The sequence below is a fragment of the Methylobacterium sp. J-088 genome (genome assembly GCF_022829295.1).
GTDB lineage: Bacteria > Pseudomonadota > Alphaproteobacteria > Rhizobiales > Beijerinckiaceae > Methylobacterium.
This window is the reverse complement of record NZ_JAKSYH010000139.1, coordinates 23,867-46,738: the sequence shown is the minus strand read 5'-3', so window position 1 is coordinate 46,738 and position 22,872 is coordinate 23,867. Positions and strand designations below refer to the sequence as shown.

The following is a 22,872-nucleotide window of genomic DNA, read 5'->3' as shown; positions in this document are numbered from 1 at the left end:
TGCGCCGAGGTGGCCGCAGAGCTGCCCGGATAGCTCTTCGGCGAGCGCCGCACCGACCTGAGCCGTGATCGAAGCGTTGCGGCAGGAACTGCCGAAGGCGGATACCCCGACTTATTGCCCCCGCTTCGCCTGCGCGGCGAACCGCACCGCCTCCTCGGCGGCCCGGAACAAAGCCTTGGACTTGTTGACGCATTCCTGCTGCTCGGAAGCCGGATCGGAATCGTACACGATCCCCGCCCCCGCCTGGACGTGCATCCGCCCGTCTTTCACCACCGCCGTGCGGAGCACGATGCAGGTATCCATCTCGCCCCGCGCACCAAAATAGCCGATGCAGCCGGCATAGGGCCCGCGCTTCTCGTGCTCCAGCTCGTCGATGATCTCCATGGCCCGCACCTTCGGGGCGCCCGAGACTGTGCCGGCCGGGAAACCCGCCGCCAGGGCGTCGAGCGGGTCGTGGCGCGGATCGAGGTCGCCCTCGACGTTCGACACGATGTGCATGACTTGGCTGTAGCGCTCGATGAAAAACGAATCCGTCACCCGCACGCTGCCGATCCGCGAGACCCGGCCGGCATCGTTGCGGCCGAGATCGAGCAGCATCAGGTGCTCGGCGCGCTCCTTCGGATCGGCGAGCAGCTCCTCGGCCAAAGCCGCATCCTCGGCCGGTGTCGCGCCGCGGCGGCGGGTGCCGGCGATCGGGCGCACCGTGACGGTGCCCTCGCGCACCCGCACCAGGATCTCCGGCGAGGAACAGACGATCTGGAAGGTCTCGAAATCGAGATAGCAGAGGAACGGAGCCGGGTTGGTGCGCCGGAGCGAGCGGTACAGGCTGAAGGCCGGCAGGGTGAACGGCGCCGAGAAACGCTGCGACAGCACCACCTGAAACACGTCACCCGCGACGATGTACTCCTTGGCGCGCGCCACCCGGGCGGAGAAATCGTCCGGCGTCGTGTTCGAGACCGGCTCGGGATGGGCGACCGCGGACAGGTCTACCCGGGCCTCGATCGGCAGCGGCCCTTCCAGGGCTTCAGCCACCCGATCGAGGCGCTGAAGCGCGTCCTCGTAGGCCGCCCGGGCGCCGAGACCGACGGCGGGCCGCACCGGCGAAACCACGGTGATGATGTCCCGGATCGAATCGAACACCACCATCACCCGCGGCCGGACCAGAATCGCGTCGGGCACGCCCAGCGGATCGGGGTTCGGTTCCGGCAGCCGCTCCATGGCGCGGACCATGTCGTAGCCGAGATAGCCGAACAGGCCCGCCGCCATGGGCGGCAGATCCTGGCCTTCGTCGCGGATGGCGCTCTCGGCGATCAGGGCACGCAGGCTCGAAAGCGGCGCCCGGTCGTCGGGTTCGAACCGGGTCAGGTCGGCCCCGCGGGCGATCGCGGGCGCGCCATCCCGGCAGCGCCAGATGAGATCCGGATCGAGGCCGATCATCGAGTAGCGCCCGCGCACGGCGCCGCCCTCGACCGATTCCAGCAGGAAGGCCGGCCCCGCATGCCGCGCGCGCAGCTTGAGGAAGGCGGCCACCGGCGTTTCCAGATCGGCCACGAGGCTCAGCGCGACGACGCTCGGCTGGCCGGCCTCGTAGCGCGCCGCGAAGGCCGCGTAGTCGGGAGCCTCGGCCATCGCCTCAATACTCGCCGCCGATGGCCCGGCGCAGGGCCGTCGCGTCGACCTTCACGCCGGCGTTCTTCTGGACCTCGGTGATGTACTCGGACAGCACGTCGTCGGCGAGCGCGGCCTGGAAGTTCTGCCCGATCGTCCTGTCGCTCGGGCTCTCGGCCACGAAGGCCGGCACGGTCGCGGACGTCACCTTGAACACAGCGCGCGAATCGTTCGCCGCCGCAGTGCCGGCCTTGCCCACCGGCGTCGCGAAGACGAGGTTGACGTCGTCGGCCGTCAGCATGTCCTTGGCTTGATTGCGCGACAGGTCCTGCGCTTCCTGCAGGTTGACGCCGACGTCCTTGGCGACATCCTCCATGGACTCGCCCGTGTTGAGCTTCTCCACCAGCTCGCGCCCCTTGGTCTGGAGGCGCTTGGCGATCTCGGTGGCGGTCCAGCCGGCCTTCACGCCGTCCTTCACCTGATCGAGCGGCTTGTCGTGCGCGGGGTCGATGTTGGTCACGTCGTACCAGACGTAGCCGCCGGCCTTGGTCCGCAGGGGCTCGTTGTCGCCGCCGATCTCGGCGCGGAACAGGGCCGGCAGCGTGGTGTCGGCATCCGGGATGCCGGCGACCTTCTTCCCCTCGGGATCCTTGCCGTTCGGATCCACGGCCTTCACGGCGATCAGCGTGAGGCCGCGCTCCGCCGCGATATCGGTGAGCGGCTTGGCGCCGGCGCGCTGATCCTCGATCGCGTCGCGGGTCGTCTCCATGGCGTCGCGGGCGCGGGCGAGCGCAAGGCCCTTGCGGATCTCGCCCTCCACCGCCTCGAACGGCTTCACGGTCCCGGGCTCGATCTTGGTCACGCGCAGGAGCACGGTGCCGAAGCGGCCCTGGACCGGCTGGCTCACGCCGCCCTCCGGCAGCGCGAAGGCGGCGTCGGCCACCACGGTGTCGAACAGCTCGGCTTTGCTGAGCGTCCCGAGGGTGAGGTCCTTGTCGTCGGTGCCGCGCTCCGTGGCGACGGCCTCGAAGGTCTTGGAGCCATCCTCGATCGCCTTGCGAGCGGCCTCGGCGGCGGCCCGATCGGGGAAGACGATCTGCTGGATCGTGCGCTTCTCCGGGCTTCCGAAACGGTCCTTGTTCAGGGCGTAGGCGGCGCGGGCATCGGCCTCGCTGATCGCATCGGGTTTGGCCATCGCGTCCGGATCGACCACCAGAAGGTTGGCGGTGCGGAATTCCGGCGCGCGGAAGCCCGACTTGTTGGCCTCGTACCAGGTCTTCAGCTCCTCGTCGGTCGGATCCGGGATCTGACCGGCGGTCGAGGGGGTCAACATCAGGTACGACGCGGCGCGGCGCTCGGTCGCGTAGCGGTGGACGGCCTCGCGCAAAGCCACCGGCACGTGCAGGTCGGCCGAGACGGCTTCGGCGAGCTGCAGGCGCGCGATCACAGAGCGCTGCTCGCGTACGAACATCCCCTCGTTCAACCCGGCCCGCTGCAGGGTCTGGTAGAAGAGCTGCGGCTCGAACTGCCCTTGCGCGTTCTGGAAGCTTTTCTCGTCGTGGATCGCCCGGATCACCGCGGAATCCGGCACAGCGAGGCCGAGATCATGCGTCTTCTGGTCGAGGGCGGCCTCGGTGATCAGCTGAGCCATGACCTGCCGGTCGAGGCCGAGCATCCGCGCCTGATCGGGGGTGAGCGCGCGCTTCAGCTGCACCTGATAGCGCTGTATCTGGTTCTGATAGGCTTGGCGCACCTGCTCCGCGGTGATCGGCGTGCTGCCGACCGTGGCCACGTTGCTGTTGGCGCCGCCGCGGAAGAACTCCTCGACGCCGAAGATGCCCACGCCCGCGATCAGCAGGGTGAAGATGACCGTCAAGACGATCTTGCCGAGCCAATGCTGGCTGGCGTTGCGGATGCCCTGAAGCATGATTGCGATCGGATACCTTCGGCGGCCGCCCCGTCGCCGGGACGGCGCGTGTCCTGAAAGCCAACCGCGATAGACCATTCGCGTCCACAGGCAAAGGCTCGGCTGTCCGCATCGGTTTGCACGCTCAAGCTCGCTCTGGTAGGCCGCGGCAACTTGCGAACGGTAGAGCGAGGCGGGACAGGAATGACGCAGTCGGGGCGCAGACCGCTGGTCGCCGGCAACTGGAAGATGAACGGCACGCGGGCGTCGATCCAGGTGGTCGAAGCGATCCGCGGCGGTCTCTCCCCGGAGCTGGCCGGCCGCATCGACGTGCTGATCTGCCCGCCCGCGACGCTGATCAGTGCCTGCGTCGCGGCGGCCGCCGGCTCGCCCATCGCCATCGGCGGCCAGAACCTGCACGCGCGGCCGAGCGGCGCCTTCACGGGCTCGATCTCGGCCGAGATGCTGGCCGATCTCGGCGCCCGCTACGTGATCGTCGGCCATTCCGAGCGGCGCGCCTATCACCACGAGACCGATGACGGCGTCCACGCCAAGGCGCTCGGCGCCCGGCGGGCGGGCCTGTGCGGGATCATATGCGTGGGTGAGACCATTGAGGAGCGCGAGCAGGGCCGTGCCCTCGACATCGTCCGCGCTCAGCTCGCCATCGGTTTGCCGAAGGGCGCCACGGCGGCCGACACGGTGATCGCCTACGAGCCGGTCTGGGCGATCGGCTCCGGCCGGACCCCGACCCCGCGCGACATCGCGGAGGTCCACGCCTCGCTGCGCGAGATGCTCGACAAGCTCGTGGGCGACGAGGCGCAGAAGATCCGCATCCTCTACGGCGGCTCCGTGAAGCCCGGCAACGCCCGCGAACTGCTGTCGGTCGACAATGTCGATGGCGCGCTGGTCGGCGGCGCCAGCCTCGTCGCCGAGGATTTCCTGGGGATCTGCGCCGCCTACGCGTGAGCCCGCGGACCCGCAGCGTCAGTCAGAAGGTTCTCGGGGCTGTCATACGATCCTGCTTAAGAAACGCGGTCTTCAACCATCGCGATTCGAACCATGACGGACGATCAGAGCCTCACCGACGCCTCCTTGATGGAGACGATCCGCCGGGAGATCCTCGACAGTTACGACGAGGAGATCGAGCTCGGCTTCGAGGAGGACCGTCTCGACAGTCTCGAAGGTGGGACCGGATCCGGCCTGGACCGTCGCTTCTACTTCCGGGAACTCCTGCGCCTCCAGCACGAGCTGGTCCGGCTTCAGGACTGGGTGCAGCACAACAAGCTGCGCGTGGTCGTGCTGTTCGAGGGGCGGGATTCGGCCGGCAAGGGCGGCGTGATCAAGCGGATCACCCAGCGCCTGAACCCGCGCGTCTGCCGGGTCGCCGCGCTGCCGGCGCCGAGCGAGCGCGAGCGCACGCAGTGGTAGTTCCAGCGCTACATCGCCCACCTGCCCGCCGGGGGGGAGATCGTGCTGTTCGACCGCTCCTGGTACAACCGGGCCGGCGTGGAACGGGTGATGGGCTTCTGCACCGAGGCGGATGTCGAGGAATTCTTCCGCTCGGTGCCCGAGTTCGAACGGATGCTCGTGCGCTCCGGGATCGTGCTGCTGAAATACTGGTTCTCGATCACCGACGAGGAGCAGGCCATGCGCTTCAACATGCGCATCGCCGACCCGCTGAAGCAGTGGAAGCTCTCCCCGATGGACGTCGAATCCCGCCGCCGGTGGGAGGACTACACCCACGCCAAGGAGGACATGCTGACGCGTACGCACATTCCGGAGGCGCCCTGGTGGGTCGTGGAGGCGGTGGACAAGAAGCGCGCGCGGCTGAACTGCATCCACCACCTGCTGGAGCAGATCCCCTACGGCACGGTGGAACATCCGGCGGTGGAGCTGCCGGCACGGGTCCGGCACGCCGACTATATCCGCGCGCCGATCCCGGCCGAGATGCACGTCCCGTCGAAATATTGAGCGATCGCCCTGCTGCGGGCTGCGCCCGTCAGATCTTGAAAGCCTGACGGGCGAGCAGGCGCCAGCGGCCGGCGTCGCGGTGCCAGACCTGCAGCACACCGATATGGACCGGGGAGGTCTTGCCGTCCGTCACCACCTCTCCGGTGAAGACGTGGCGGGCGATGGCATCGTCGCCAACAAGCGAAACCGAGCGGTCCGACAGGGTGATGCTCGGGAAGGTCTGACGCTTACTCGCCAGCGGCGCGATGAAAGCCGCCTTGTCCTGCACGACGCCGCTCGAATGGCCGTAGCTGAGCCCGTCGAGGGTCAGCATGTCGAGGGCGGCTCCGTCGCCGGCCAGGATGGCCTTGGTCAGAGCATCCACCTGCGCCTCGACGGCGGCTCTCTGGTCTTGGGTCTGCTCGGCGGCGAAGGCCGGCCCCATCAGCGTGGACGTGGCGAGGACAGCGGCGAGCGCTGCGCGGCGTGACATCGGCATGGCGTTCTTCCCGGCGTGGGACGGGGGATTGGGTGGTCCGTCCTTACCCGCCGGATCAGAGCACAGCCCAGGGATTGGTGCGAGGGAAACGCGCGATCCGCACGCGATCAACGAGTTGGCGCCGGGTTCTGATTGGTGTATGCGCCGAGCGAGATATGCGGCTGTTGTCCTGAGCAGCGGCCGCCTGCGCGCGCCCTGCGGTCCCCGCGACCGGCCCGCGGCGACCGCCGCGCGGACCAGACCACGCCTCCGGAACACCGATGCAGACCGTCCTGATCGTCGTCCACCTCATCATCGTGCTCGCGCTGATCGGCGTCGTGCTGCTGCAGCGCTCCGAGGGCGGCCTCGGGCTGGGCGGCGGGGGCGGTGGCGGCGTGGCGGGCTTCATGACCGGCCGCGGCCAGGCCAATGCCCTGACCCGGGCCACCGCGATCCTGGCGGCGCTGTTCTTCGCCACCAGCCTGCTGCTGGCCGTGATGTCGCATCGCGCGCAGGCGCCGAAATCGATCCTCGACACCGGCGCGCCGCAGGCGGGTCAGCCCGCCAAGCAGCCGACCGGCGCCGACAACCTGCTCGACACGCTGCGCCAGCAGCAGGACCGTGCCCCCGCCGCCGCGCCCGCTCAGCCCTCCCAGCCTGCTCCTGCCCAATCCGCTCCTGCCCAGCCCGCTCCTGCCCAGCCGGGAGTCCCGGACGCGCCGCGGTCGCGCTAAACGGCGCCAGCCCGAATCATGACGGTCCGGCCGGTGCCGGACCGTCAAATGCGCCCAGCGATCCCCAGCTCCCACACGGGCCGGGGCATTCGGCGTTTGGCAAACGCCGGCCACTTCTTTATGGACCGAAGCCCATGACGCGGTACGTTTTCATCACCGGCGGCGTGGTTTCCTCCCTGGGCAAGGGGCTGGCCTCGGCGGCCCTGGCGGCGGTGCTACAGGCCCGCGGCTACCGAGTCCGGATGCGCAAGCTCGACCCCTATCTCAACGTCGATCCGGGCACGATGAGCCCGACCCAGCACGGCGAGGTCTTCGTCACCGACGACGGTGCCGAGACCGACCTCGACCTTGGCCATTACGAGCGGTTCACCGGCGTGCCGGCGAGCCGGGCCGACAACATCACCACCGGCCGGATCTACCAGGACATCATCGCCAAGGAGCGCCGCGGCGACTATCTCGGCGCGACTATCCAGGTGATCCCGCACGTCACCAACGCGATCAAGGACTTCGTTCTCGAAGGCAACGACGCGTTCGATTTCGTGCTCGTCGAGATCGGCGGCACGGTCGGCGATATCGAGGGGTTGCCGTTCTTCGAAGCGATTCGCCAGCTCGGCCAGGAACTGCCCCGCGGTGCCTGCTGCTACGTGCACCTGACGTTGCTGCCCTACATCCCGTCCGCAGGCGAGTTGAAGACCAAGCCGACGCAGCACTCCGTGAAGGAGTTGCGCTCGATCGGCATCCAGCCCGATATCCTGCTCTGCCGTTGCGACCGGGACATCCCCGTCGACGAGCGGCGCAAGCTCGCCCTGTTCTGCAATGTCCGCGAGACCGCGGTGATCGAGGCCCGGGACGTCGCCTCGATCTACGAGGTGCCGCTTTCCTACCGGCAGGCCGGGCTCGACCGGGAGGTGCTCGGCCATTTCGGCCTGGAGCACGGCGAGGAGCCGGATCTGGCCCGCTGGAAGACCATCGCCGAGCGGGTGCGCAACCCGGAGGGCGAGGTCTCCATCGCCATCGTGGGCAAGTACACGGGGCTCAAGGACGCCTACAAGTCGCTGACCGAGGCGCTGACCCATGGCGGAATCAGCCACCGGGTGAAGGTCAACCTCGAATGGATCGAGGCCGAGGTGTTCGAGCGCGAGGATCCCGCGCCGTTCCTCGAAGGACTCAACGGCATCCTGGTCCCAGGCGGGTTCGGTCAGCGCGGCGCCGAGGGCAAGATCCGCGCGGCGCGCTTCGCCCGGGAGAAGCGCATCCCCTATCTCGGCATCTGCTTCGGCATGCAGATGGCGGTGATCGAGGCGGCGCGCGCGCTCGCCGGCTTGCCGGAGGCCAACTCGACCGAGTTCGGCGAGACCGCCGAGCCGGTGGTCGGCCTGCTGACCGAATGGCTGCGCGGCAACGAGCTGGAGCGGCGCGCGGCCGCCGGCGATCTCGGCGGCACGATGCGGCTCGGCGCCTACGACGCGAAGCTCGATCCCGAATCGAAGATCGCCCAGATCTACGGCACCACGGAGATCTCCGAGCGCCACCGCCACCGCTACGAGGTCAACATGGCCTATCGCGAACGGCTGGAGGCCCAGGGCCTGCGCTTCTCGGGCGTCTCGCCGGATGGGCTCCTGCCCGAGACGGTGGAGCATGTCGGGCACCCGTTCTTCATCGGCGTGCAGTTCCATCCGGAGCTGAAGTCGCGGCCGTTCGAGCCGCACCCCCTGTTCAAGGGCTTCGTCGGCGCGGCGATCGAGCAGAGCCGCCTGGTCTGAAGGCGCGGCGGCGCGCCGCTGCTCGCATCGGAGCGTGGGACCCTATATCTCAGCAGCCGTGACCGAGATCCTGTTCTACCACATGCAGCGCCAGCCGCTGGAGAAGGTGCTGCCGAACCTGGTCGAGCGATCCCTCGACCGGGGCTGGCAGGCCGCGATCCAGGCGGACACCGAGGAGCGCCTTCAGGCGCTCGACGACCATCTCTGGACCTATTCGGACGAGAGCTTCCTGCCGCACGGCACCGACCGCGAGCCCGACGCGGGGAGCCAGCCGGTGGTCCTGACCCTGCGGGACGTGAATCCCAACACGGCCTCGATCCGCTTCCTCGTGGAAGGCGCCGACCTGCCGCCGGATGCGAACGCCTACGCGCGGATCTGCATCCTGTTCGACGGGACCGATCAGGACGCCCTGCTGCGTGCCCGCGAGCAATGGAAGCAGGCCAAGGAGGCCGGCCATACGGTGGCCTATTGGCAGCAGGACGATTCGGGTCGCTGGAACAAGAAGGCCTGACCGTGATCCGCAACAGAGGTTTCGCCTGCGCCACGCTCGGCCTCGCTTTGGCGTTCAGCGCGCGCCTGCCGCTCGGCGCCCAGGAGGCGCCGCACGGCCATCCCCAGCCGGAGGCCCGGCAGGCGCCCCGCGGTCCTGAGGGACGCCGCCTGCCGCCCGACTCGACGACGCAGCACAGCCTGACGCTGCCCGATGGCCGGACGCTCGCCTTCACCGCCACCGCCGGAAGCCTGCCGCTGGTCGACGAATCGGGCAAGCTTCAGGCCGAGATCGCCTACGTGGCCTACACGATGGCGCCTGAAGCCGGACGTCCGCGCCCGGTCACCTTCGCGGTGAACGGCGGCCCCGGCGCGGCCTCGGCCTATCTGAACATCGGGGCGATCGGCCCCTGGCGGCTGCCGACCGGCGGCGATCGCATCAGCCCATCGCAGCCGGTGGCGCTCACTCCGAATGACGGCACGTGGCTCGACTTCACCGACCTCGTCTTCATCGATCCGGTCGGGACCGGCTACAGCCGCGCGGCGGACGGCAACGGCAAGGCCTATTGGTCGATCGATTCGGACGCCGCGACCCTGTCGGCCGTGATCGCCCGCTATCTGCGCGTCAACGACCGCATGGCGAGCCCGAAATTCTACGTGGGTGAGAGCTACAGCGGCTTCCGGGGTCCGCTGATCGCCGAAAAGCTTCAGGAGGATATCGGCGTCGGCCTATCCGGGATGGTGCTGCTCTCGCCGGTGCTCGATTTCGCATGGCTGGAGGCGCCCCGGGCCAATCCGTGGGGCTACGTGCTGAAGCTGCCGTCCCTTGCGGCCGGTGCGCTGGAGCGGAAGGGCACCGTGCCGACGCCGGCCCTGCTCGGGGAGGCCGAGGCCTACGCCTCCGGCCCGTATCTGTCGGATCTGCTTAAAGGACCGTCCGATGCCGGCGCAGTCGCCCGCATGACCGAGACCGTCGCGCCTCTGGTCGGGCTCGACGCCGCGCTCGTGCGCTCACAAGGCGCGCGGCTGTCCACCCGGAGCGTCCAGCGCGAGATCGACCGGGCCGGGGGCCGCGTCGCCAGCGCCTACGACACCGGGATCACCGGATGGGATCCGAACCCGGACGCAACGCAGTCGAACTTCGACGATCCACAGCTCACTGCGATTCAGGCGCCGCTGACCAGCGCCATGCTCGACCTCTACGCCCGCACGCTCAAGTGGCCCGTGCCGAACATGCGCTACGAACTCCTGAACAACGCCGTGAACCACGGCTGGAGTTGGGGCTCGGGCCGGCAGGCGCCGGAGGTGTTCTCGAATCTCAAGGGCGCCCTGGCGCTCGACGGGCACCTCCGGGTCTTGGTGGCGCACGGCTTCACGGACCTCGTGACTCCCTATTTCGCCTCGAAGCTCCTGCTCGCCCAGGCCCCCGCCTACGCGGCCGGGCGCCTGGATCTCGCGGTCTATCCCGGGGGGCACATGTTCTACACGCGTGCGGATTCGCGGGCTTCGTTCCACAGGGATGTGGCGCGGCTCTACGCGGATGCCCTCAAGGCGCGCGACGGGGATACGACGCCCGGGAAGGCGAAAGACGCACCGTGACGGTTCGCGGCCTCGCGACGCGTAAGGGACCACCTAGCGACTGGCCGATGGCGATCCGCACCGCAGGCGGCATCGAGACGCCCCTCACAGGGGAGGCAACGCCGATACGCGCGAGGCACTCTTCAGGAGGAGCACATCGATATCGCGGCTTGGCACATAGTCCTTCACGACCGACTCGACGGTGGTCGGACCGGTCTTCTTGAGATCGCCGCCGCAGAACGCGACCATCGTGGACGGATCACCTTTGTCAACGATCAGCTTGAACGTGCCGATCGGCCCGGTCCCGGCGGGCAACAGATACGTCAGATAGCGTTCGTAGGCCTGGAAGGACCGGCTGCCGTCGGCGCTCGCTCGCCGATACAGGGCTTGGGCCGCGCGCGCGAAGGCGGGATCCGTGCAGAACCGGTCCGCGTAACGCGCCATCTGGGACGGACCCAGATCCGGCGAGCCGAACGAAAGGCTGGACTGGCCGCCGAGGCTCGGCGTGAAGCTCTGCCGAATGGCGACCTCGTGCCCCGCCGGAAAGATCTGCCGGCGCCAGGACCGTGATTTCAGCGTCCAGAGCGGGACGTCCGAGATCGTCCCGTCCTTGTGGACCTGCCGATCGAGAAAGCCGGCCTCGATCAGGGCGTGTCGCCGCGGCTCCGAGAGCCGGCGCAGCGGGACTTCCGTCGCCGCAACGGTCGGCACGAGCGGGATGCCGAGGGTGCTGAGTTCGTCGGTGATCTCGACCGGCTGGCCGTTGCGCACCAGGAAGGCGTGCTGATCGAGCTGCCATGGGACGGCTTGGCCATCGATCGTGGCGTTGAAGGCGAGGAAATTGGCCTGGGTCGGATCGGGAATGGAAACCGCCGTCGCGGGCGCGCCGACGATGGCGGGCAGCGGGAACGCGACAATGGCCTCGATGTAGGCTCCGGTCGGGTTGCGGAACCGGTAATCGGTCCTGACCTCCTGCTCCGAGAGATAAAGATCTTCCGCCGCAAGCGTGAGCGCGCCGCCCTGTTCGAGGACGAGGTTTCCCGCCCTGAGCGCAACATCCGTCTCTTCGGCCCGAGCCAGCAGGGATGACGCCGCGAGGAGGGCAGGGACCAGCGACAGGATTCTCATCACGATCACGCATCTCGATTGAGGCTATGGACCGCCGGCGCGGCCATCGCGACCGTGTGGATCCCCGGCCTGCTCACCGATCCCCACCGTTCGCAAAGCGGCGGAAATGATTCCGCCGCGCCTCCGTTGTGTGAGAGCTGTCATGCGTCTACAACGACTGCGTGACGGTGCCCCGGTGACGGGGTGAAAAGGGAATGCGGTGAGGGGTGCGACCCCCGATTCCGCGGCTGCCCCCGCAACTGTGAGCGGCGAGCGCCTGCCGAGGGCCACCGGAGCGATCCGGGAAGGCGGCAGGGGCGTCGAGCCGCGAGCCAGGAGACCTGCCGTCACGACAGGATCCCGCGTTGCCGCCGGTGGGGCGGCTGGAGACAGACCCATGACGACCTCGACCCTCGCTCCTATCGCCGTCGGTGCCCGCGCGTCCGAGCGCCCCGTGGCGGTCGCGCTCGCGGCTTTCCTCGGCCTCGGCCTGCTGTTCATGGTCGGCTTCTCCCCGGCGATCGCGTTCCACAACGCGGCTCACGACTTCCGGCATACCCAGAACTTCCCCTGTCACTGACGCCATCGTCGCAGGGATGATCATCCGGCTTCTGTCGGCGGCACTGGCCGCCGGCTTCTTCGCGGCCGTCGTCGTGACGGGCCTCGAACTCACGCTGACCTCGCCGCTGATCGTAGCGGCCGAGCGCTTCGAGCAGGCCGAGCCCAGCCATCAGGCCGCCCGCACACTGCCGATCGTTCTCGCTCATGCCGGCCACGATCACGCCGCGCCGGACACGGCGCCGGAATGGCAACCGGGCGCGGGCCTGCCGCGCATGGCCTTCACCGGACTCGCGACCCTGGTGGGTGCCGTCGGCTACGCGCTCCTGCTCGGTGCCGCGATGCTCGCCTGCGGACGGGAGCCGACGCCGCAGGTCGCCCTGGCCTTCGCGGTGGCGGGTTTCGCCAGCGTCGCCCTGGCGCCCGGCCTCGGCCTGCCACCGGAGCTGCCGGGCAGCGAGGCGGCACCGCTGGCCGTCCGGCAGGCGTGGTGGGTCATGACCGCGGCGTCCACCGCCATGGGCCTCTACCTGATCGCCGTGCGCCGATCGCTGATCGCCATCCTGGGCGGGGTCGTCCTGCTCATCGCACCGCACGTGGTCGGCGCGCCCCAGGCGCCGGAGGGGGCGTCGGCGCTGCCGGCGGCCTTAGCCGCGCAGTTCGCGGCTCGCTCGCTGGCGATCAGCTTCGTGTTCTGGATGCTGCTGGGCCTCGGGTTCAGTCGGGCCTGGCTGGTGTTCGGCCGCGGGACCGCGCGGGGGACGGCCCATGGGTGAGACCGTCCTCTACGTCTGCACCACCTGCCGCCGTGACGGCGACGACCCCGAGGGTCCCCGGGCCGGCGCCCGCCTCTTCGACGCCCTGCGCGTGCGGGCCGAGGGTGCGGTCGATCTGCGCGTCGAGCCGGTGGAGTGCCTGTCGGTCTGCAAGCGCCCTTGCACGGTGGCGGTCGCCGCCGCGGACCGCTGGACCTACGTGTACGGCGACATGGATCCGGCAGTCTCCGCCGAGATCATCCTCGCCGGGCTCGCTGCTTATGCCGCGACGCCGGACGGCATCGTGCCGTGGCGCGAGCGACCGACCGAATTCAAGACGGGCGTGATCGCCCGGATCCCCCCCTTTCCTGCACCGCGCCCGTTTCCGGCCGGCACCCCGGAGGCCGCCGAATGACGATTGTCGCCAAGATCCCCTGCACCATCGTCACGGGCTTCCTCGGCGCCGGCAAGACGACGCTGGTCCGTCACCTGATCGAGAACGCGAAGGGCCGGCGCCTTGCCATCCTGGTCAACGAGTTCGGTGATGTCGGCTTCGACAAGTCGTTCCTGGCCGCCTGCGGGGTCGAGGGCTGCACCGAGGACTCCATCGTCGAGCTGCCGAACGGCTGCATCTGCTGCACGGTGGCGGACGATTTCGTGCCGGCCCTCGAGACGCTGCTCGCCCGCGCCGAGCCGCCGGAGCACATTCTGATCGAGACCTCGGGCCTCGCCCTGCCGAAGCCCCTGGTCCAGGCCTTCCAATGGCCGGCGATCCGCTCGCGGGTCACGGTGGACGGCGTGGTGGCGGTGGTGGACGGACCTGCGGTCGCCGCGGGTGTGTTCGCCGAGGATCCCGCGGCGCTGGCCGCCCAGCGGGCCGCCGACCAATCGGTCGATCACGACAATCCCCTGGAGGAGGTGTTCGAGGACCAGCTCCTCTGCGCCGACCTCGTGGTGCTCAACAAGGCCGACCTGATCGACGCCGACACCCGCGCCCGGGTCCGGGCCGAGGTGGAGGGGCATCTGCCCCGCGCCGTGAAGGTGGTGGAGACCGAGAAGGGCATCATCGATCCGCGGATTCTTCTAGGCCTCGGTGCGGCGGCCGAGGATGATTTGGATGCTCGCCCGTCCCACCACGGCGCGGGTGAGGACCACGATCACGACGACTTCGAGACGGTAGCGCTGCCGATCCGCCCGGCGGTGACGGCGGCCGATCTCGCGGCCCGCGTCGAGAAGGCGGCCGAGACCGCAGGCGTCCTGCGGATCAAGGGGTTCGCCGAGGTGGAGGGCAAGGCGATGCGCCTCGTGGTGCAGGGTGTCGGCCGGCGCGTCGCTCACCATTTCGACCGGCCCTGGCGGGCGGGCGAGGCGCGCGACGGGGCGCTCGTGGTGATCGGCCTGAAGGGCTTCGATCGGGACGCCGTCGCGACGGCGCTCGCGGGATGAGACCCGTCGCGCGCGCCCGTTCGCTCGGCACCTAGGGACGCGGGCGATGCATCTCGTGCGCATCGATGCCGTCTCCCTCGACGAGGGCGAGGCGGCGGTGGATCTCGGGCAGGAGCCCGGCGACGTCGTCGTGCTGTCCTTCACCGACAGCGACCTCGCCGGGATCGCGCGGGCGTATGCCGGTGAGCCGGGCCTCCCGAGCCTGCGCCTCGCCAAGATGGCCAAGCTGCGGCATCCGCTCTCGGTCGATTTCTACGTGGAGCGCGTCGTGGCGCGCGCCAAGATCGTGGTGATCCGCTGCCTCGGGGGGCTCGATTATTGGCGCTACGGGGTCGAGCGCTGCGCCGAGGCGGCGCGGGCGCATGGGGTGGTGCTGGCGGTGCTGCCGGGCGACGACCGGCCCGACCCGCGGCTTGCCGCCTCCTCGACCGATCCCGCGCTGGCGGACCGGCTCGACGCCTATTTCCGCGCCGGCGGCCCCGAGAACCTGCGCCAGATGCTGCGGCTCCTCGCGAGCCGGATCGGCGCGGACCTTCCGGTCGAGCCACCCAACCCGTTGCCCCGGGGCTTCGCGTGGTGCCCAGGCTGCACGACGCCGCCCCTGGATCAGGCCGTGGCGGCGGCGGAAACCGCGATCCCGCTCGCGGACGCCCGGGCCGAACCGCTTGCCCTACTCCTCGTCTACCGCTCCGCCGTACTCGGCGGTGATACCGCTCCGTTCGTCGCCCTGATCGCGGCCCTGCGCGCCCGCGGGATCGGCGTGCTGCCGATGGCCGTGTCGAGCCTGAAGGAACCCGTGGCCGCAACTGCGGTCGCGGCGGCCGTGCGGGCGCGCCGGCCCGACATCGTCATCGCGGCGACCGCCTTCTCAGCGCGCGAGGACGGGATCGACTTCGTCCTCGACGGCGCCGATTGTCCGGTGCTGCAGGCCTTCACGGTCGGGTCGCCGCTGGCCGCCTGGGAGGCCTCGGCCCGGGGGCTCGGCGCGGCCGACCTCGCCATGCAGGTGGCGCTGCCGGAATTCGACGGCCGGCTCTCGGGCTTCCCGATCTCGTTCAAGGAAGAAGAGGCTGAGATCGAAGGCTTCGCCGAGCGCCGGGCCGTGTCCTACGCACCCGGAATCGCGGCGCTCGCCGACCGGACCGCCGGCTGGCTGCGGCTCGCCACCCGGCCTCGGGACGCGCGGCGCATCGCGATGGTCCTGTCCGATTATCCGGCGCGGGGCGGCCGAGCCGGCTTCGCGGTCGGCCTCGATACGCCGGAGAGCGCCCGGGCCATCGCCGCGGACCTCGCCGCCTCCGGCTATGCCGGGTGTGCCCTGCCCGAAGCCGGCGCGCTGATGACGACGCTCACCGAGGGACCGGCGGACTTCTGCGTGCCGCTGATCGCCTACCGGGCGTGGCTCGACGGCCTGCCCGCGGCGACCCGCGTCACGATCACCCAGGCCTGGGGCGAGCCGGAAACCGATGCCGCCTGCACGGAGGGCGCGTTCCGGTTCCGGATGGCGGAGGCCCGCCGAACCGCGCATCCGCAGAGCGGCGACCTCACAGTGTTTCTGCAGCCGGATCGCGGGCGCGATCCCGATCGCAAGGCCGGCTACCACGACGCCGAGCGCGTCCCGACCCACGCCTATCTGGCGTTCCACCTCGGCCTGCGGCAGGGCTTCGACGTGCTGGTCCAGCTCGGCACCCACGGCACGACCGAATGGCTGCCCGGCAAGGCCGTGGCCCTGTCGCCGGATTGCTTCCCGGCTCTCTGTGTCGGCGCCCTGCCGGTGATCTACCCGTTCATCGTGGACGATCCCGGTGAGGCCGCTCCGTTGAAGCGCCGGCTCGGCGGCGTCGCGCTCGGTCATCTGACACCCGAGGTCGCTGGCCATGAGCTTTCTCCCGAGGCCGCGCGGCTGCGTGAGCTCGTCGAAGAATACAGCGCCGCCAGCGTCCTCGATCCCCGCCGGGCGACCCTGATCGCCAGCGCCATCCTGGAAGAGGCCGGGGCCGCCGGGCTGCTCGACGGCGCCGGGATCGGCCCCGATACGCCGATGGACGAGGCGCTGACGCGGCTCGACGCCCATCTGTGCGATCTCGGCGAGACAAGCTTTCGCGATGGCCTCCACGTCTTCGGCCGCGCCCCCGACGACGCCCCCGCCCCGGTGGTTGCGAGCGCGGCCGCCGAACGGGCGGGACTTCTCGCCGCCCTGGACGGCCGGTTCGTCCAACCCGGCCCGTCCGGGTCCCCGTCCCGCGGGCGTGCGGACGTGCTCCCCACCGGGCGAAACCTCGCCACGCTTGATCCGCGCGCCATTCCGAGCCGCGCCGCCGCGCTCCTGGGGGTGAAGGCCGCCGAGGCGGTGGTGACGCGCTACCTTCAGGACGAAGGCGCCTATCCGGCCCGGATCGTGATGGATCTCTGGGCCTCGCCGACCCTGCGCACCGGCGGCGAGGACGTGGCGCATGCCCTGGCCCTGATGGGCGTCCGGCCCGTCTGGGACCATGCCAGCACCCGCGTCACCGGCTTCGAGGTGCTGCCGCTGGCCATGCTCGACCGGCCACGGATCGACGTGACGGTGCGGATCTCCGGGGCGTTCCGCGACACGTTCCCGAACACGCTGGCGTTGATCGACCGCGCCGCCCGGGCGGTGGCCGACCGGGACGAGGCCGACGACGAGAACCCCCTGGCGGCGGCCCGCAGGCGAGGCGAGACGGCCGCCCGGGTCTACGGTGCGGCGCCCGGCCGCTACGGCGCCGGCACGGCCGCCACCGCCCTCGACGGCTCCTGGGACACCCGGGACGATCTCGGCCGCGCCTACATGGCGGCCAGCTCCCATGCCTACGGCGACCGCGAGGGGCCGGACGCGGATTTCACCGCGCGGGTCGCAGCGGCCGACGCCTACCTGCACGCCTTCGACGCGGCGGAACGCGATCTGTTCGATGGCGATGCCGCCGTCGACGCCATGGGCGGATTCGCGGCCGCGGCGGCGCTGCAGGATGCGCGCCCGGCGCTCTACAGCCTCGACGTCTCGGTGCCGGAGCGCCCGAAGGCCCGCACCGCCCGGGAGGATGCCGCGCGCCTGATCGGCGGTCGCCTCTCCGATCCCCGCTGGATCGCGGCGCAGCTGCGCCACGGCTACCGGGGGGCGCAGGAACTGGCGCAAGGGCTCGACGCGGTGTTCGTGCTCGCCGCTTCGAGCGACGCCGTGAGCGATGCCGGTTTCGACCGGTTGTATGCGGCCTGGATCGGCGACGCGGAGGTGTTCGAGCAGCTGCGCGACGCCAACCCGGCGGCGACCCGGGCGATCCTGGAGCGTTTCGACGAGGCCCGCGACCGGGGCCTCTGGCACAGCCGGCGCAACGCCCTGCCGGCCGACGCGCTGCTGCGCGAGGCCGCGGAGTGAACGCGCCGGTGCATCGCCGCGCTCTTCCCGAGGCGCCGGGCCGCCGGGGCTGGTGTCCCGGACTCGCCCGCCCGATGCCCACGGGCGACGGGCTGCTGGCGCGGGTCCACCCGCCGCTGGGGATACTCGCGCTGGAGCAGGCCCGCGCGGTGGCGCAGGGCGCGCGGCTTTTCGGCAATGGCCATCTCGACCTCACCGCCCGGGCCAACCTTCAAATCCGCGGCGTCACCGAATCGACGCGCGCGCCGCTGGCCCGGCTGCTCACCGAAGCCGGCCTCGGCGACCGGCGTGCCGATGGCGGCCCGCAGCGCCTGACGCTCACCCAGCCCCTCGCCGGACACGATCCTGCGGAGCGGATCGACGTGCCGGCGCTCGCCCGGGCGATCGAGGCGGCTGCGCGCGACATTCCCGGGCTGCCGGCCAAGACGCTGGTCCTGATCGAGGGGCGCCCGGATGCGGCCCTGCCGGACGCCGATTGTGTCATCGTCGCCCGCGAGAGGACGCGGGTCGAGATCGCGATCGCCGTCACCGAAGATTGGCAGACCGTTCTCGCCTGCGGACTCGAGGATGCACCCGCGATCCTGACCGCGCTGCTCGACGCCTTCGCGCGTACCGGCCGGCGCCGGATGCGCGATCTTTCGGATGACGAACGCGCAAGGCTCGTCACGACCCTTCGCGCGTCCGGGTCGGCGGGGTCGCCCCGCCCTCCAACAGGACGGAGCGTGGTGCCGTTCGCGCCCGCCGCCGGTCTCCGGACACGGCCCGATCTCCAGATCCTCGCTCTGGATGCGCCGTTCGGCCGCTGCACGGCCGATACCCTCGATCGCGTCGTTTCCGCCGCGGAAGCCGTCGGCGCCGACGCGATCCGCCTTTCGCCGGCGCGCGGTTTTGTCCTGCTCGCTCCGACCGGTGCGCCGGCGGCCGCGGTCATGGCGGAGCTCGCCTGCGATTTCATCGTCGCACCCGACGATCCCCGCCGCAGCGTCGATGCCTGTACGGGCGCCCCGGGTTGCGCCTCCGGCTCGACGCCGACGCTGGCCGATGCGGCGCGCGTCGCCGAGATGTTCCGCCCGCTCGCGCAACAGGGACGGGCCGCGCACGTCTCCGGCTGCGCCAAGGGCTGTGCGCGGCCGGGCCCTGCCGACCTGACGCTGGTGGGCACACAGGGCCGCTACGGCATCGTCATCGGCGGCGCACCCGGCGATGAGCCGGCGATACACCTCCCTATCGAGGCCGTACTGGACCGGTTAGGAAGGGCCAAGACTGTCGGCCTTGCCGCGGCGTTCGCGCCCAATATGGCTCGGCCGGACAATGGGGGGGATGGAAGACCGGCATGAGCGCGAGCCAGAATGCCCTGCGCCAGGCGGGGTCGGAACCGGTGGCCCAGGAGCCTGTCTCCCGCCAAGAGCCTGCCACCCGCCAGGAGCCCGCCTCCCGCTACGACTATATCCGCAACGGCAGCGCCATCTACGCGCGCTCCTTCGCGATGATCCGCGCCGAGGCCGATCTCGCCCGCTGGACCGGGGCCGCCGAGCGCGTCGTGGTGCGCATGATCCACGCCTGCGGCATGACCGACCTCCCGGCCGACGTGGAGATGTCGGACGATTTCGCCGAGGCCGGTGTCGCTGCGCTGCAAGCCGGGGCACCGATCCTGTGCGACGTTCGCATGGTCGCCGACGGCGTCACCCGGGCGCGCCTGCCGGCCGGCAACCCAGTGATCTGCACGCTCGGCGATCCCCGCGTGCCGGATCTGGCGCGAGACCTCGGCACCACCCGCTCGGCCGCCGCCATGGAGTTGTGGCGCACGCACCTTCCGGGCAGCGTGGTGGCGGTGGGCAACGCGCCGACCGCCCTGTTCCGCCTGCTGGAACTGCTCGACGCGGGCGTGGCACCGCCGGCCGCGGTGATCGGCATCCCGGTGGGTTTCGTCGGCGCCGCGGAATCGAAGGACGCTCTGGCCAGGGACGGCCGGGTGCCGTTCGTGGTCGTCCACGGGCGGCGCGGCGGCAGCGCCATGACGGCCGCCGCGGTGAACGCGCTCGCCTGCGAGGCCGAGTGATGGACGGGTTCGAACGGCTCGACGCGCCCGCGGAGGCGCTGCCGGCCGCCTCGGTGACCGGCACACTCTACGGGGTCGGGATGGGTCCGGGCGATCCCGACCTGCTGACCGTCAAGGCGCAGCGCATCCTGATGCGGGCACCGGTGCTCGTCCACTTCTGCAAGCGGGGCAAGCGCGGCAACGCCCGCACGATCGCGGATGCGATCCTGCGCGATCCGGACCGCGAACTGGCGCTGGCCTATCCCTACACCACCGAGATCCACCCGGAGCACCCGGATTACGTGGCGGCGCTCGCCGGCTTCTACGACGACGCAGCGGGCCGGCTCGCCGATCATCTCGGCGCCGGGCGCGACGTGGCGATCCTCTCGGAGGGCGATCCGTTCTTCTACGGCTCGTTCATGCACCTGTGGCGGCGTCTGAAGGACCGCTTCCCCGTTGAGGTCATTCCGGGCGTCACCGGCATGTCGGGCTGCTGGACCCGGGCCGGGACGCCGATCACCTGGGGCGACGATGTCCTGACGGTTTTGCCCGCGACCCTGTCGCTCGATATCCTCACCGAGCGGCTGCGCGGCACCGACGCCGCCGTGGTGATGAAGCTCGGCCGCCACCTGCCCAAGGTGCGCGCGGCTTTGGCCGAAGCCGGGCTCCTCGCGCGTGCGGTTTATGTCGAGCGCGGCACGATGGCAGGCGAGCGCGTCGTCATGCTGGCCGACAAGGCGGACGATGCCGCCCCGTACTTCTCGATGGTGCTGCTCCCCGGAGAGGGGCGTCGGCCGTGACCGATGCTTGCTGGTCACGCTCCGCCCCATTACGTTGGGCTGACGGGGACGGCTCATGACGACGTTGACGGTGACGGCCCGGGGCCGTGTGACGCTCCGCGAGGATATCCTCAAGCATCTCGGCATTCTGCCAGGCGGCAGGATCCGGCTCGAACTCCTGCCCGACGGTCGAGCGGAACTGATGGCCGACCATCCTGAGCACTCCTGGCGTCAGGTGTACGGAATACTTGCAGGCAAAGGTAATGGCGCCTGCTGCTCGATCGATGAGATCGGCGACGCCATAGCGGAAGCAGGAGCAGAAGCCGGGACGTCCGGACTCGGCAGGTCGTGAGGGTCACGCCCGACACCAATGTCTCGGTGCGACTAATCGTCAATGACGACCCGGCCCAGGGGCTGGCGGCCGTTCGAGCACTGGAAGGGGCGGCACAGGTTGCGATCAGTATCCATGCCCTTTGCGAGTTGGTTTGGAAGCTTCGAAGCCGATACGGCATGCCCCGCGGGGAGATCACCACGGCGATCCGAAGCTTGATCGCGGCCCGCACTGTCGTGGCCGACCGGCCAGCCATCCAAGCCGGCTTGGCGGTGTTGGAAGCAGGCGGCGATTTCGCGGACGCTATCATCGCGTTCGAAGGGCGCCGCCTCGGCGGCGAGACCTTCGTGTCGTCCGATAGGACGGCTATTAAACGGCTGGGCGTGCAGGGATTTTCTGCACGATTGCTGACCTCAGAGGCGGACGCGCGTTGAATCCGGGTGCAGGCGGAACTCTCACGGTTATCGGTCTCGGCCCGGGCGACGAGAGCCTGCTGACCGAATCCGCACGCCAGGCGCTGGACGCAGCCGAGGACCTCATCGGCTACCACCCCTACGTTGCCCGCATCCCCGAGCGGCCGGGCCTGACCCGGCATGCCAGCGACAACCGTGTCGAGGTCGACCGGGCGCGCCACGCCCTGGAACTCGCCGCCGCCGGACGCCGGGTCGCGGTCGTCTCCGGCGGCGATCCGGGCGTCTTCGCCATGGCGGCGGCGGTGTTCGAGGCGGTGGAGCACGGCGCGCCCGGATGGCGCGACCTCGCCATCACGGTCGAGCCCGGGATCACCGCGATGCTGGCGGCCGCGGCCCGTCTCGGCGCGCCGCTCGGCGGCGATTTCTGCGCCCTGTCGCTCTCGGACAACCTCAAGCCCTGGCCGGTGGTGACGGCGCGGCTGGAAGCGGTGCTGCGCGCCGATCTGGTCGTGGCCCTCTACAACCCGATCTCGACCGCCCGGCCCTGGCAACTCGGTGCCGCCCTGGAGATCGCGGCCGGGATCCGCGCACCCGGGACGCCGGTGATGTTCGCCCGCGCGATCAGCCGGCCCGACGAGGCGATCCGGGTGACGACGCTGGCTGAGGCGCCCACGGCGCCCGCCGACATGGCGACGATGGTGATCCTCGGCGCCTCGACCACGCGGCTGATCCCGCGGACCGGCCGTCCGCCCTTCGTCTACACCGCGCGCAAGGTCGAGGCGGCGTGAGCGTCGGTCTTCAGCCAGCGGAGCGCTCCGGCGGCGTCTGCCACGCGCGACACATCGGGCTTGTCCGGCCGGCGGACCATGACCACCGGGATCGCGAGGGCGCGCGCCGCCGCGATCTTGCCGTAGGTCGCCGCCCCGCCGGAATTCTTGCTGACCAGGATCTCGATGCCGGCCGCCCGCATCAGCGCGGCCTCCGAATCCGGGTCGAAGGGGCCTCGGGCCTCGATCGCCGTGAGACGGGGCACGGGCAGCGCGTCGCCGAGGGGCTCGACCGTGCGCACCCAGTAGGCGTGCTGCGGGGCCGCCGCGAAGGCGCCGGCCTCCTGCCGACCGACCGTCAGGAACACGCGCCGGTGCTCGGGGCCGAGCGCCGCCACGGCGGCCGGGACAGTCTCGACCTCCATCCAGCGATCGCCCGGCGCCGGGTTCCAGGCCGGACGGCGGATCGCCAGCAACGGGATGCCCGCCAGGGCAGCCGCGCGGGCGGCGTTGTCCGCGATCCGTGCGGCGAAGGGATGCGTGGCGTCGATCAGGCGGTCGATCCTTTCCGACTGCAGGTAGCGCGCGAGGCCCTCGGCGCCCCCGAACCCGCCGCTCCGCGTCGGGACCGGCTCGGGCTTCGGCGCCGCCGTCCGCCCGGCCAGCGAGAGCACGACGGACAGGTCGTCCCGCCCGGCCAACGCGCGCACCAGGGTGCTCGCCTCCCCGGTCCCGCCGAGGATCAGGATCCGCATTACGCCCTCCGTCATGGGTGCCT

The 22,872-nt window shown here is 70.6% G+C and carries 21 protein-coding genes, 1 pseudogene and 1 riboswitch; of the genes and pseudogenes, 17 read left to right on the top strand and 5 right to left on the bottom strand.

Features of this window, described 5'->3' with window-relative positions:
• Nucleotides 1-111: 111 nt before the first annotated feature.
• Together trpE and MKK63_RS15755 are read right to left on the bottom strand one after the other, a co-directional pair.
• Complete coding sequence (trpE, locus tag MKK63_RS15760; RefSeq protein ID WP_244003327.1) at nt 112-1,629, bottom strand: anthranilate synthase component I; 1,518 nt, start codon at nt 1,627-1,629, stop codon at nt 112-114.
• A gap of 4 nt (nt 1,630-1,633) precedes the next feature.
• Nucleotides 1,634-3,535, bottom strand: coding sequence for a peptidylprolyl isomerase (locus MKK63_RS15755; RefSeq protein ID WP_244003325.1), 1,902 nt, complete (start codon nt 3,533-3,535; stop codon nt 1,634-1,636).
• A 183-nt stretch (nt 3,536-3,718) separates the two neighbouring features.
• Between MKK63_RS15755 and tpiA the strand changes: the two genes are divergently transcribed.
• A complete protein-coding gene (tpiA, locus tag MKK63_RS15750; RefSeq protein WP_243922816.1) occupies nt 3,719-4,480 on the top strand; it encodes a triose-phosphate isomerase in 762 nt (253 codons plus the stop codon).
• A 93-nt stretch (nt 4,481-4,573) separates the two neighbouring features.
• Nucleotides 4,574-5,485: pseudogene (ppk2, locus tag MKK63_RS15745) on the top strand (polyphosphate kinase 2).
• Nucleotides 5,486-5,513: 28 nt separating this feature from the next.
• Here ppk2 and MKK63_RS15740 read toward each other — a convergent pair.
• Nucleotides 5,514-5,963: a nuclear transport factor 2 family protein gene (locus MKK63_RS15740; protein WP_244003323.1), complete on the bottom strand. Its 450-nt coding sequence runs from the start codon at nt 5,961-5,963 to the stop codon at nt 5,514-5,516.
• A gap of 260 nt (nt 5,964-6,223) precedes the next feature.
• On the opposite strand from MKK63_RS15740, the gene secG reads away from it, so the two are divergent.
• The 4 genes from secG (at nt 6,224) to MKK63_RS15720 (ending at nt 10,527) form a co-directional block, all read left to right on the top strand.
• Nucleotides 6,224-6,676: a preprotein translocase subunit SecG gene (gene secG / locus MKK63_RS15735; RefSeq protein WP_244003321.1), complete on the top strand. Its 453-nt coding sequence runs from the start codon at nt 6,224-6,226 to the stop codon at nt 6,674-6,676.
• Between the two features lie 134 nt (nt 6,677-6,810).
• Nucleotides 6,811-8,439 carry a CTP synthase gene (locus tag MKK63_RS15730; RefSeq protein WP_244003319.1) on the top strand — a complete coding sequence of 543 codons (1,629 nt, stop codon included), beginning with the start codon at nt 6,811-6,813 and terminating at the stop codon, nt 8,437-8,439.
• Nucleotides 8,440-8,497: 58 nt separating this feature from the next.
• Entirely contained in the window at nt 8,498-8,950 is a 453-nt protein-coding gene (locus tag MKK63_RS15725) for a DNA polymerase III subunit chi (protein WP_244003317.1), read from the top strand.
• The gene (locus tag MKK63_RS15720; RefSeq protein WP_409564518.1) at nt 8,869-10,527 is read left to right on the top strand and encodes a S10 family peptidase; all 1,659 of its coding nucleotides are present in this window, start codon (nt 8,869-8,871) and stop codon (nt 10,525-10,527) included. Before MKK63_RS15725 ends, MKK63_RS15720 begins: the two co-directional genes overlap by 82 nt.
• A gap of 84 nt (nt 10,528-10,611) precedes the next feature.
• Here the strand turns inward: MKK63_RS15720 and MKK63_RS15715 are convergent, their stop codons facing one another.
• Nucleotides 10,612-11,634 (bottom strand): DUF4424 family protein, encoded by a 1,023-nt coding sequence (locus tag MKK63_RS15715; RefSeq protein WP_244003353.1) that lies wholly within the window; start codon nt 11,632-11,634, stop codon nt 10,612-10,614.
• A 148-nt stretch (nt 11,635-11,782) separates the two neighbouring features.
• A riboswitch (cobalamin riboswitch) is annotated at nt 11,783-11,977 on the top strand.
• Between the two features lie 33 nt (nt 11,978-12,010).
• Between MKK63_RS15715 and MKK63_RS15710 the strand changes: the two genes are divergently transcribed.
• From MKK63_RS15710 to cobJ, 11 genes are all read left to right on the top strand, one after another.
• Nucleotides 12,011-12,193 carry a CbtB domain-containing protein gene (locus tag MKK63_RS15710; protein WP_244003315.1) on the top strand — a complete coding sequence of 61 codons (183 nt, stop codon included), beginning with the start codon at nt 12,011-12,013 and terminating at the stop codon, nt 12,191-12,193.
• Between the two features lie 16 nt (nt 12,194-12,209).
• Nucleotides 12,210-12,947, top strand: coding sequence for a CbtA family protein (locus tag MKK63_RS15705; RefSeq protein ID WP_244003313.1), 738 nt, complete (start codon nt 12,210-12,212; stop codon nt 12,945-12,947).
• Entirely contained in the window at nt 12,940-13,341 is a 402-nt protein-coding gene (locus tag MKK63_RS15700; RefSeq protein ID WP_244003311.1) for a DUF1636 domain-containing protein, read from the top strand. Before MKK63_RS15705 ends, MKK63_RS15700 begins: the two co-directional genes overlap by 8 nt.
• The gene (gene cobW, locus MKK63_RS15695) at nt 13,338-14,372 is read left to right on the top strand and encodes a cobalamin biosynthesis protein CobW (RefSeq protein WP_244003308.1); all 1,035 of its coding nucleotides are present in this window, start codon (nt 13,338-13,340) and stop codon (nt 14,370-14,372) included. The genes MKK63_RS15700 and cobW overlap by 4 nt, the downstream gene beginning before the upstream one ends.
• A gap of 46 nt (nt 14,373-14,418) precedes the next feature.
• The gene (cobN, locus tag MKK63_RS15690; RefSeq protein WP_244003306.1) at nt 14,419-17,766 is read left to right on the top strand and encodes a cobaltochelatase subunit CobN; all 3,348 of its coding nucleotides are present in this window, start codon (nt 14,419-14,421) and stop codon (nt 17,764-17,766) included.
• Nucleotides 17,767-17,840: 74 nt separating this feature from the next.
• Nucleotides 17,841-19,103 (top strand): nitrite/sulfite reductase, encoded by a 1,263-nt coding sequence (locus MKK63_RS15685; protein WP_244003304.1) that lies wholly within the window; start codon nt 17,841-17,843, stop codon nt 19,101-19,103.
• Entirely contained in the window at nt 19,100-19,825 is a 726-nt protein-coding gene (locus MKK63_RS15680) for a precorrin-8X methylmutase (RefSeq protein WP_279574688.1), read from the top strand. Before MKK63_RS15685 ends, MKK63_RS15680 begins: the two co-directional genes overlap by 4 nt.
• Nucleotides 19,825-20,604: a precorrin-2 C(20)-methyltransferase gene (locus MKK63_RS15675; protein WP_244003302.1), complete on the top strand. Its 780-nt coding sequence runs from the start codon at nt 19,825-19,827 to the stop codon at nt 20,602-20,604. The genes MKK63_RS15680 and MKK63_RS15675 overlap by 1 nt, the downstream gene beginning before the upstream one ends.
• A gap of 55 nt (nt 20,605-20,659) precedes the next feature.
• Complete coding sequence (locus MKK63_RS15670) at nt 20,660-20,935, top strand: AbrB/MazE/SpoVT family DNA-binding domain-containing protein (protein WP_244003300.1); 276 nt, start codon at nt 20,660-20,662, stop codon at nt 20,933-20,935.
• Nucleotides 20,932-21,348, top strand: a complete 417-nt coding sequence (locus MKK63_RS15665) for a type II toxin-antitoxin system VapC family toxin (RefSeq protein WP_244003298.1) — start codon at nt 20,932-20,934, stop codon at nt 21,346-21,348. The genes MKK63_RS15670 and MKK63_RS15665 overlap by 4 nt, the downstream gene beginning before the upstream one ends.
• Nucleotides 21,345-22,115, top strand: coding sequence for a precorrin-3B C(17)-methyltransferase (gene cobJ, locus MKK63_RS15660; RefSeq protein ID WP_244003296.1), 771 nt, complete (start codon nt 21,345-21,347; stop codon nt 22,113-22,115). Before MKK63_RS15665 ends, cobJ begins: the two co-directional genes overlap by 4 nt.
• Here cobJ and MKK63_RS15655 read toward each other — a convergent pair.
• On the bottom strand, nt 22,085-22,864 hold the full coding sequence (locus MKK63_RS15655) for a cobalt-precorrin-6A reductase (RefSeq protein ID WP_244003294.1): 780 nt from the start codon (nt 22,862-22,864) through the stop codon (nt 22,085-22,087). The two genes, cobJ and MKK63_RS15655, sit on opposite strands and share 31 nt — an antisense overlap.
• Between the last annotated feature and the right edge of the window lie 8 nt (nt 22,865-22,872).

Excerpts from the sequence above, each read along its gene's own strand:
- trpE (WP_244003327.1), bottom strand. The coding sequence starts at position 1,629 with ATGGCCGAGGCTCCCGACTACGCGGCCTTCGCGGCGCGCTACGAGGCC.
- MKK63_RS15755 (WP_244003325.1), bottom strand. The coding sequence starts at position 3,535 with ATGCTTCAGGGCATCCGCAACGCCAGCCAGCATTGGCTCGGCAAGATC.
- tpiA (WP_243922816.1), top strand. The coding sequence starts at position 3,719 with ATGACGCAGTCGGGGCGCAGACCGCTGGTCGCCGGCAACTGGAAGATG.
- MKK63_RS15740 (WP_244003323.1), bottom strand. The coding sequence starts at position 5,963 with ATGCCGATGTCACGCCGCGCAGCGCTCGCCGCTGTCCTCGCCACGTCC.
- secG (WP_244003321.1), top strand. The coding sequence starts at position 6,224 with ATGCAGACCGTCCTGATCGTCGTCCACCTCATCATCGTGCTCGCGCTG.
- MKK63_RS15730 (WP_244003319.1), top strand. The coding sequence starts at position 6,811 with ATGACGCGGTACGTTTTCATCACCGGCGGCGTGGTTTCCTCCCTGGGC.
- MKK63_RS15720 (WP_409564518.1), top strand. The coding sequence starts at position 8,869 with ATGGAAGCAGGCCAAGGAGGCCGGCCATACGGTGGCCTATTGGCAGCA.
- MKK63_RS15715 (WP_244003353.1), bottom strand. The coding sequence starts at position 11,634 with ATGAGAATCCTGTCGCTGGTCCCTGCCCTCCTCGCGGCGTCATCCCTG.
- MKK63_RS15710 (WP_244003315.1), top strand. The coding sequence starts at position 12,011 with ATGACGACCTCGACCCTCGCTCCTATCGCCGTCGGTGCCCGCGCGTCC.
- MKK63_RS15705 (WP_244003313.1), top strand. The coding sequence starts at position 12,210 with ATGATCATCCGGCTTCTGTCGGCGGCACTGGCCGCCGGCTTCTTCGCG.
- MKK63_RS15700 (WP_244003311.1), top strand. The coding sequence starts at position 12,940 with ATGGGTGAGACCGTCCTCTACGTCTGCACCACCTGCCGCCGTGACGGC.
- cobW (WP_244003308.1), top strand. The coding sequence starts at position 13,338 with ATGACGATTGTCGCCAAGATCCCCTGCACCATCGTCACGGGCTTCCTC.
- cobN (WP_244003306.1), top strand. The coding sequence starts at position 14,419 with ATGCATCTCGTGCGCATCGATGCCGTCTCCCTCGACGAGGGCGAGGCG.
- MKK63_RS15685 (WP_244003304.1), top strand. The coding sequence starts at position 17,841 with ATGCCCACGGGCGACGGGCTGCTGGCGCGGGTCCACCCGCCGCTGGGG.
- MKK63_RS15680 (WP_279574688.1), top strand. The coding sequence starts at position 19,100 with ATGAGCGCGAGCCAGAATGCCCTGCGCCAGGCGGGGTCGGAACCGGTG.
- MKK63_RS15675 (WP_244003302.1), top strand. The coding sequence starts at position 19,825 with ATGGACGGGTTCGAACGGCTCGACGCGCCCGCGGAGGCGCTGCCGGCC.
- MKK63_RS15670 (WP_244003300.1), top strand. The coding sequence starts at position 20,660 with ATGACGACGTTGACGGTGACGGCCCGGGGCCGTGTGACGCTCCGCGAG.
- MKK63_RS15655 (WP_244003294.1), bottom strand. The coding sequence starts at position 22,864 with ATGACGGAGGGCGTAATGCGGATCCTGATCCTCGGCGGGACCGGGGAG.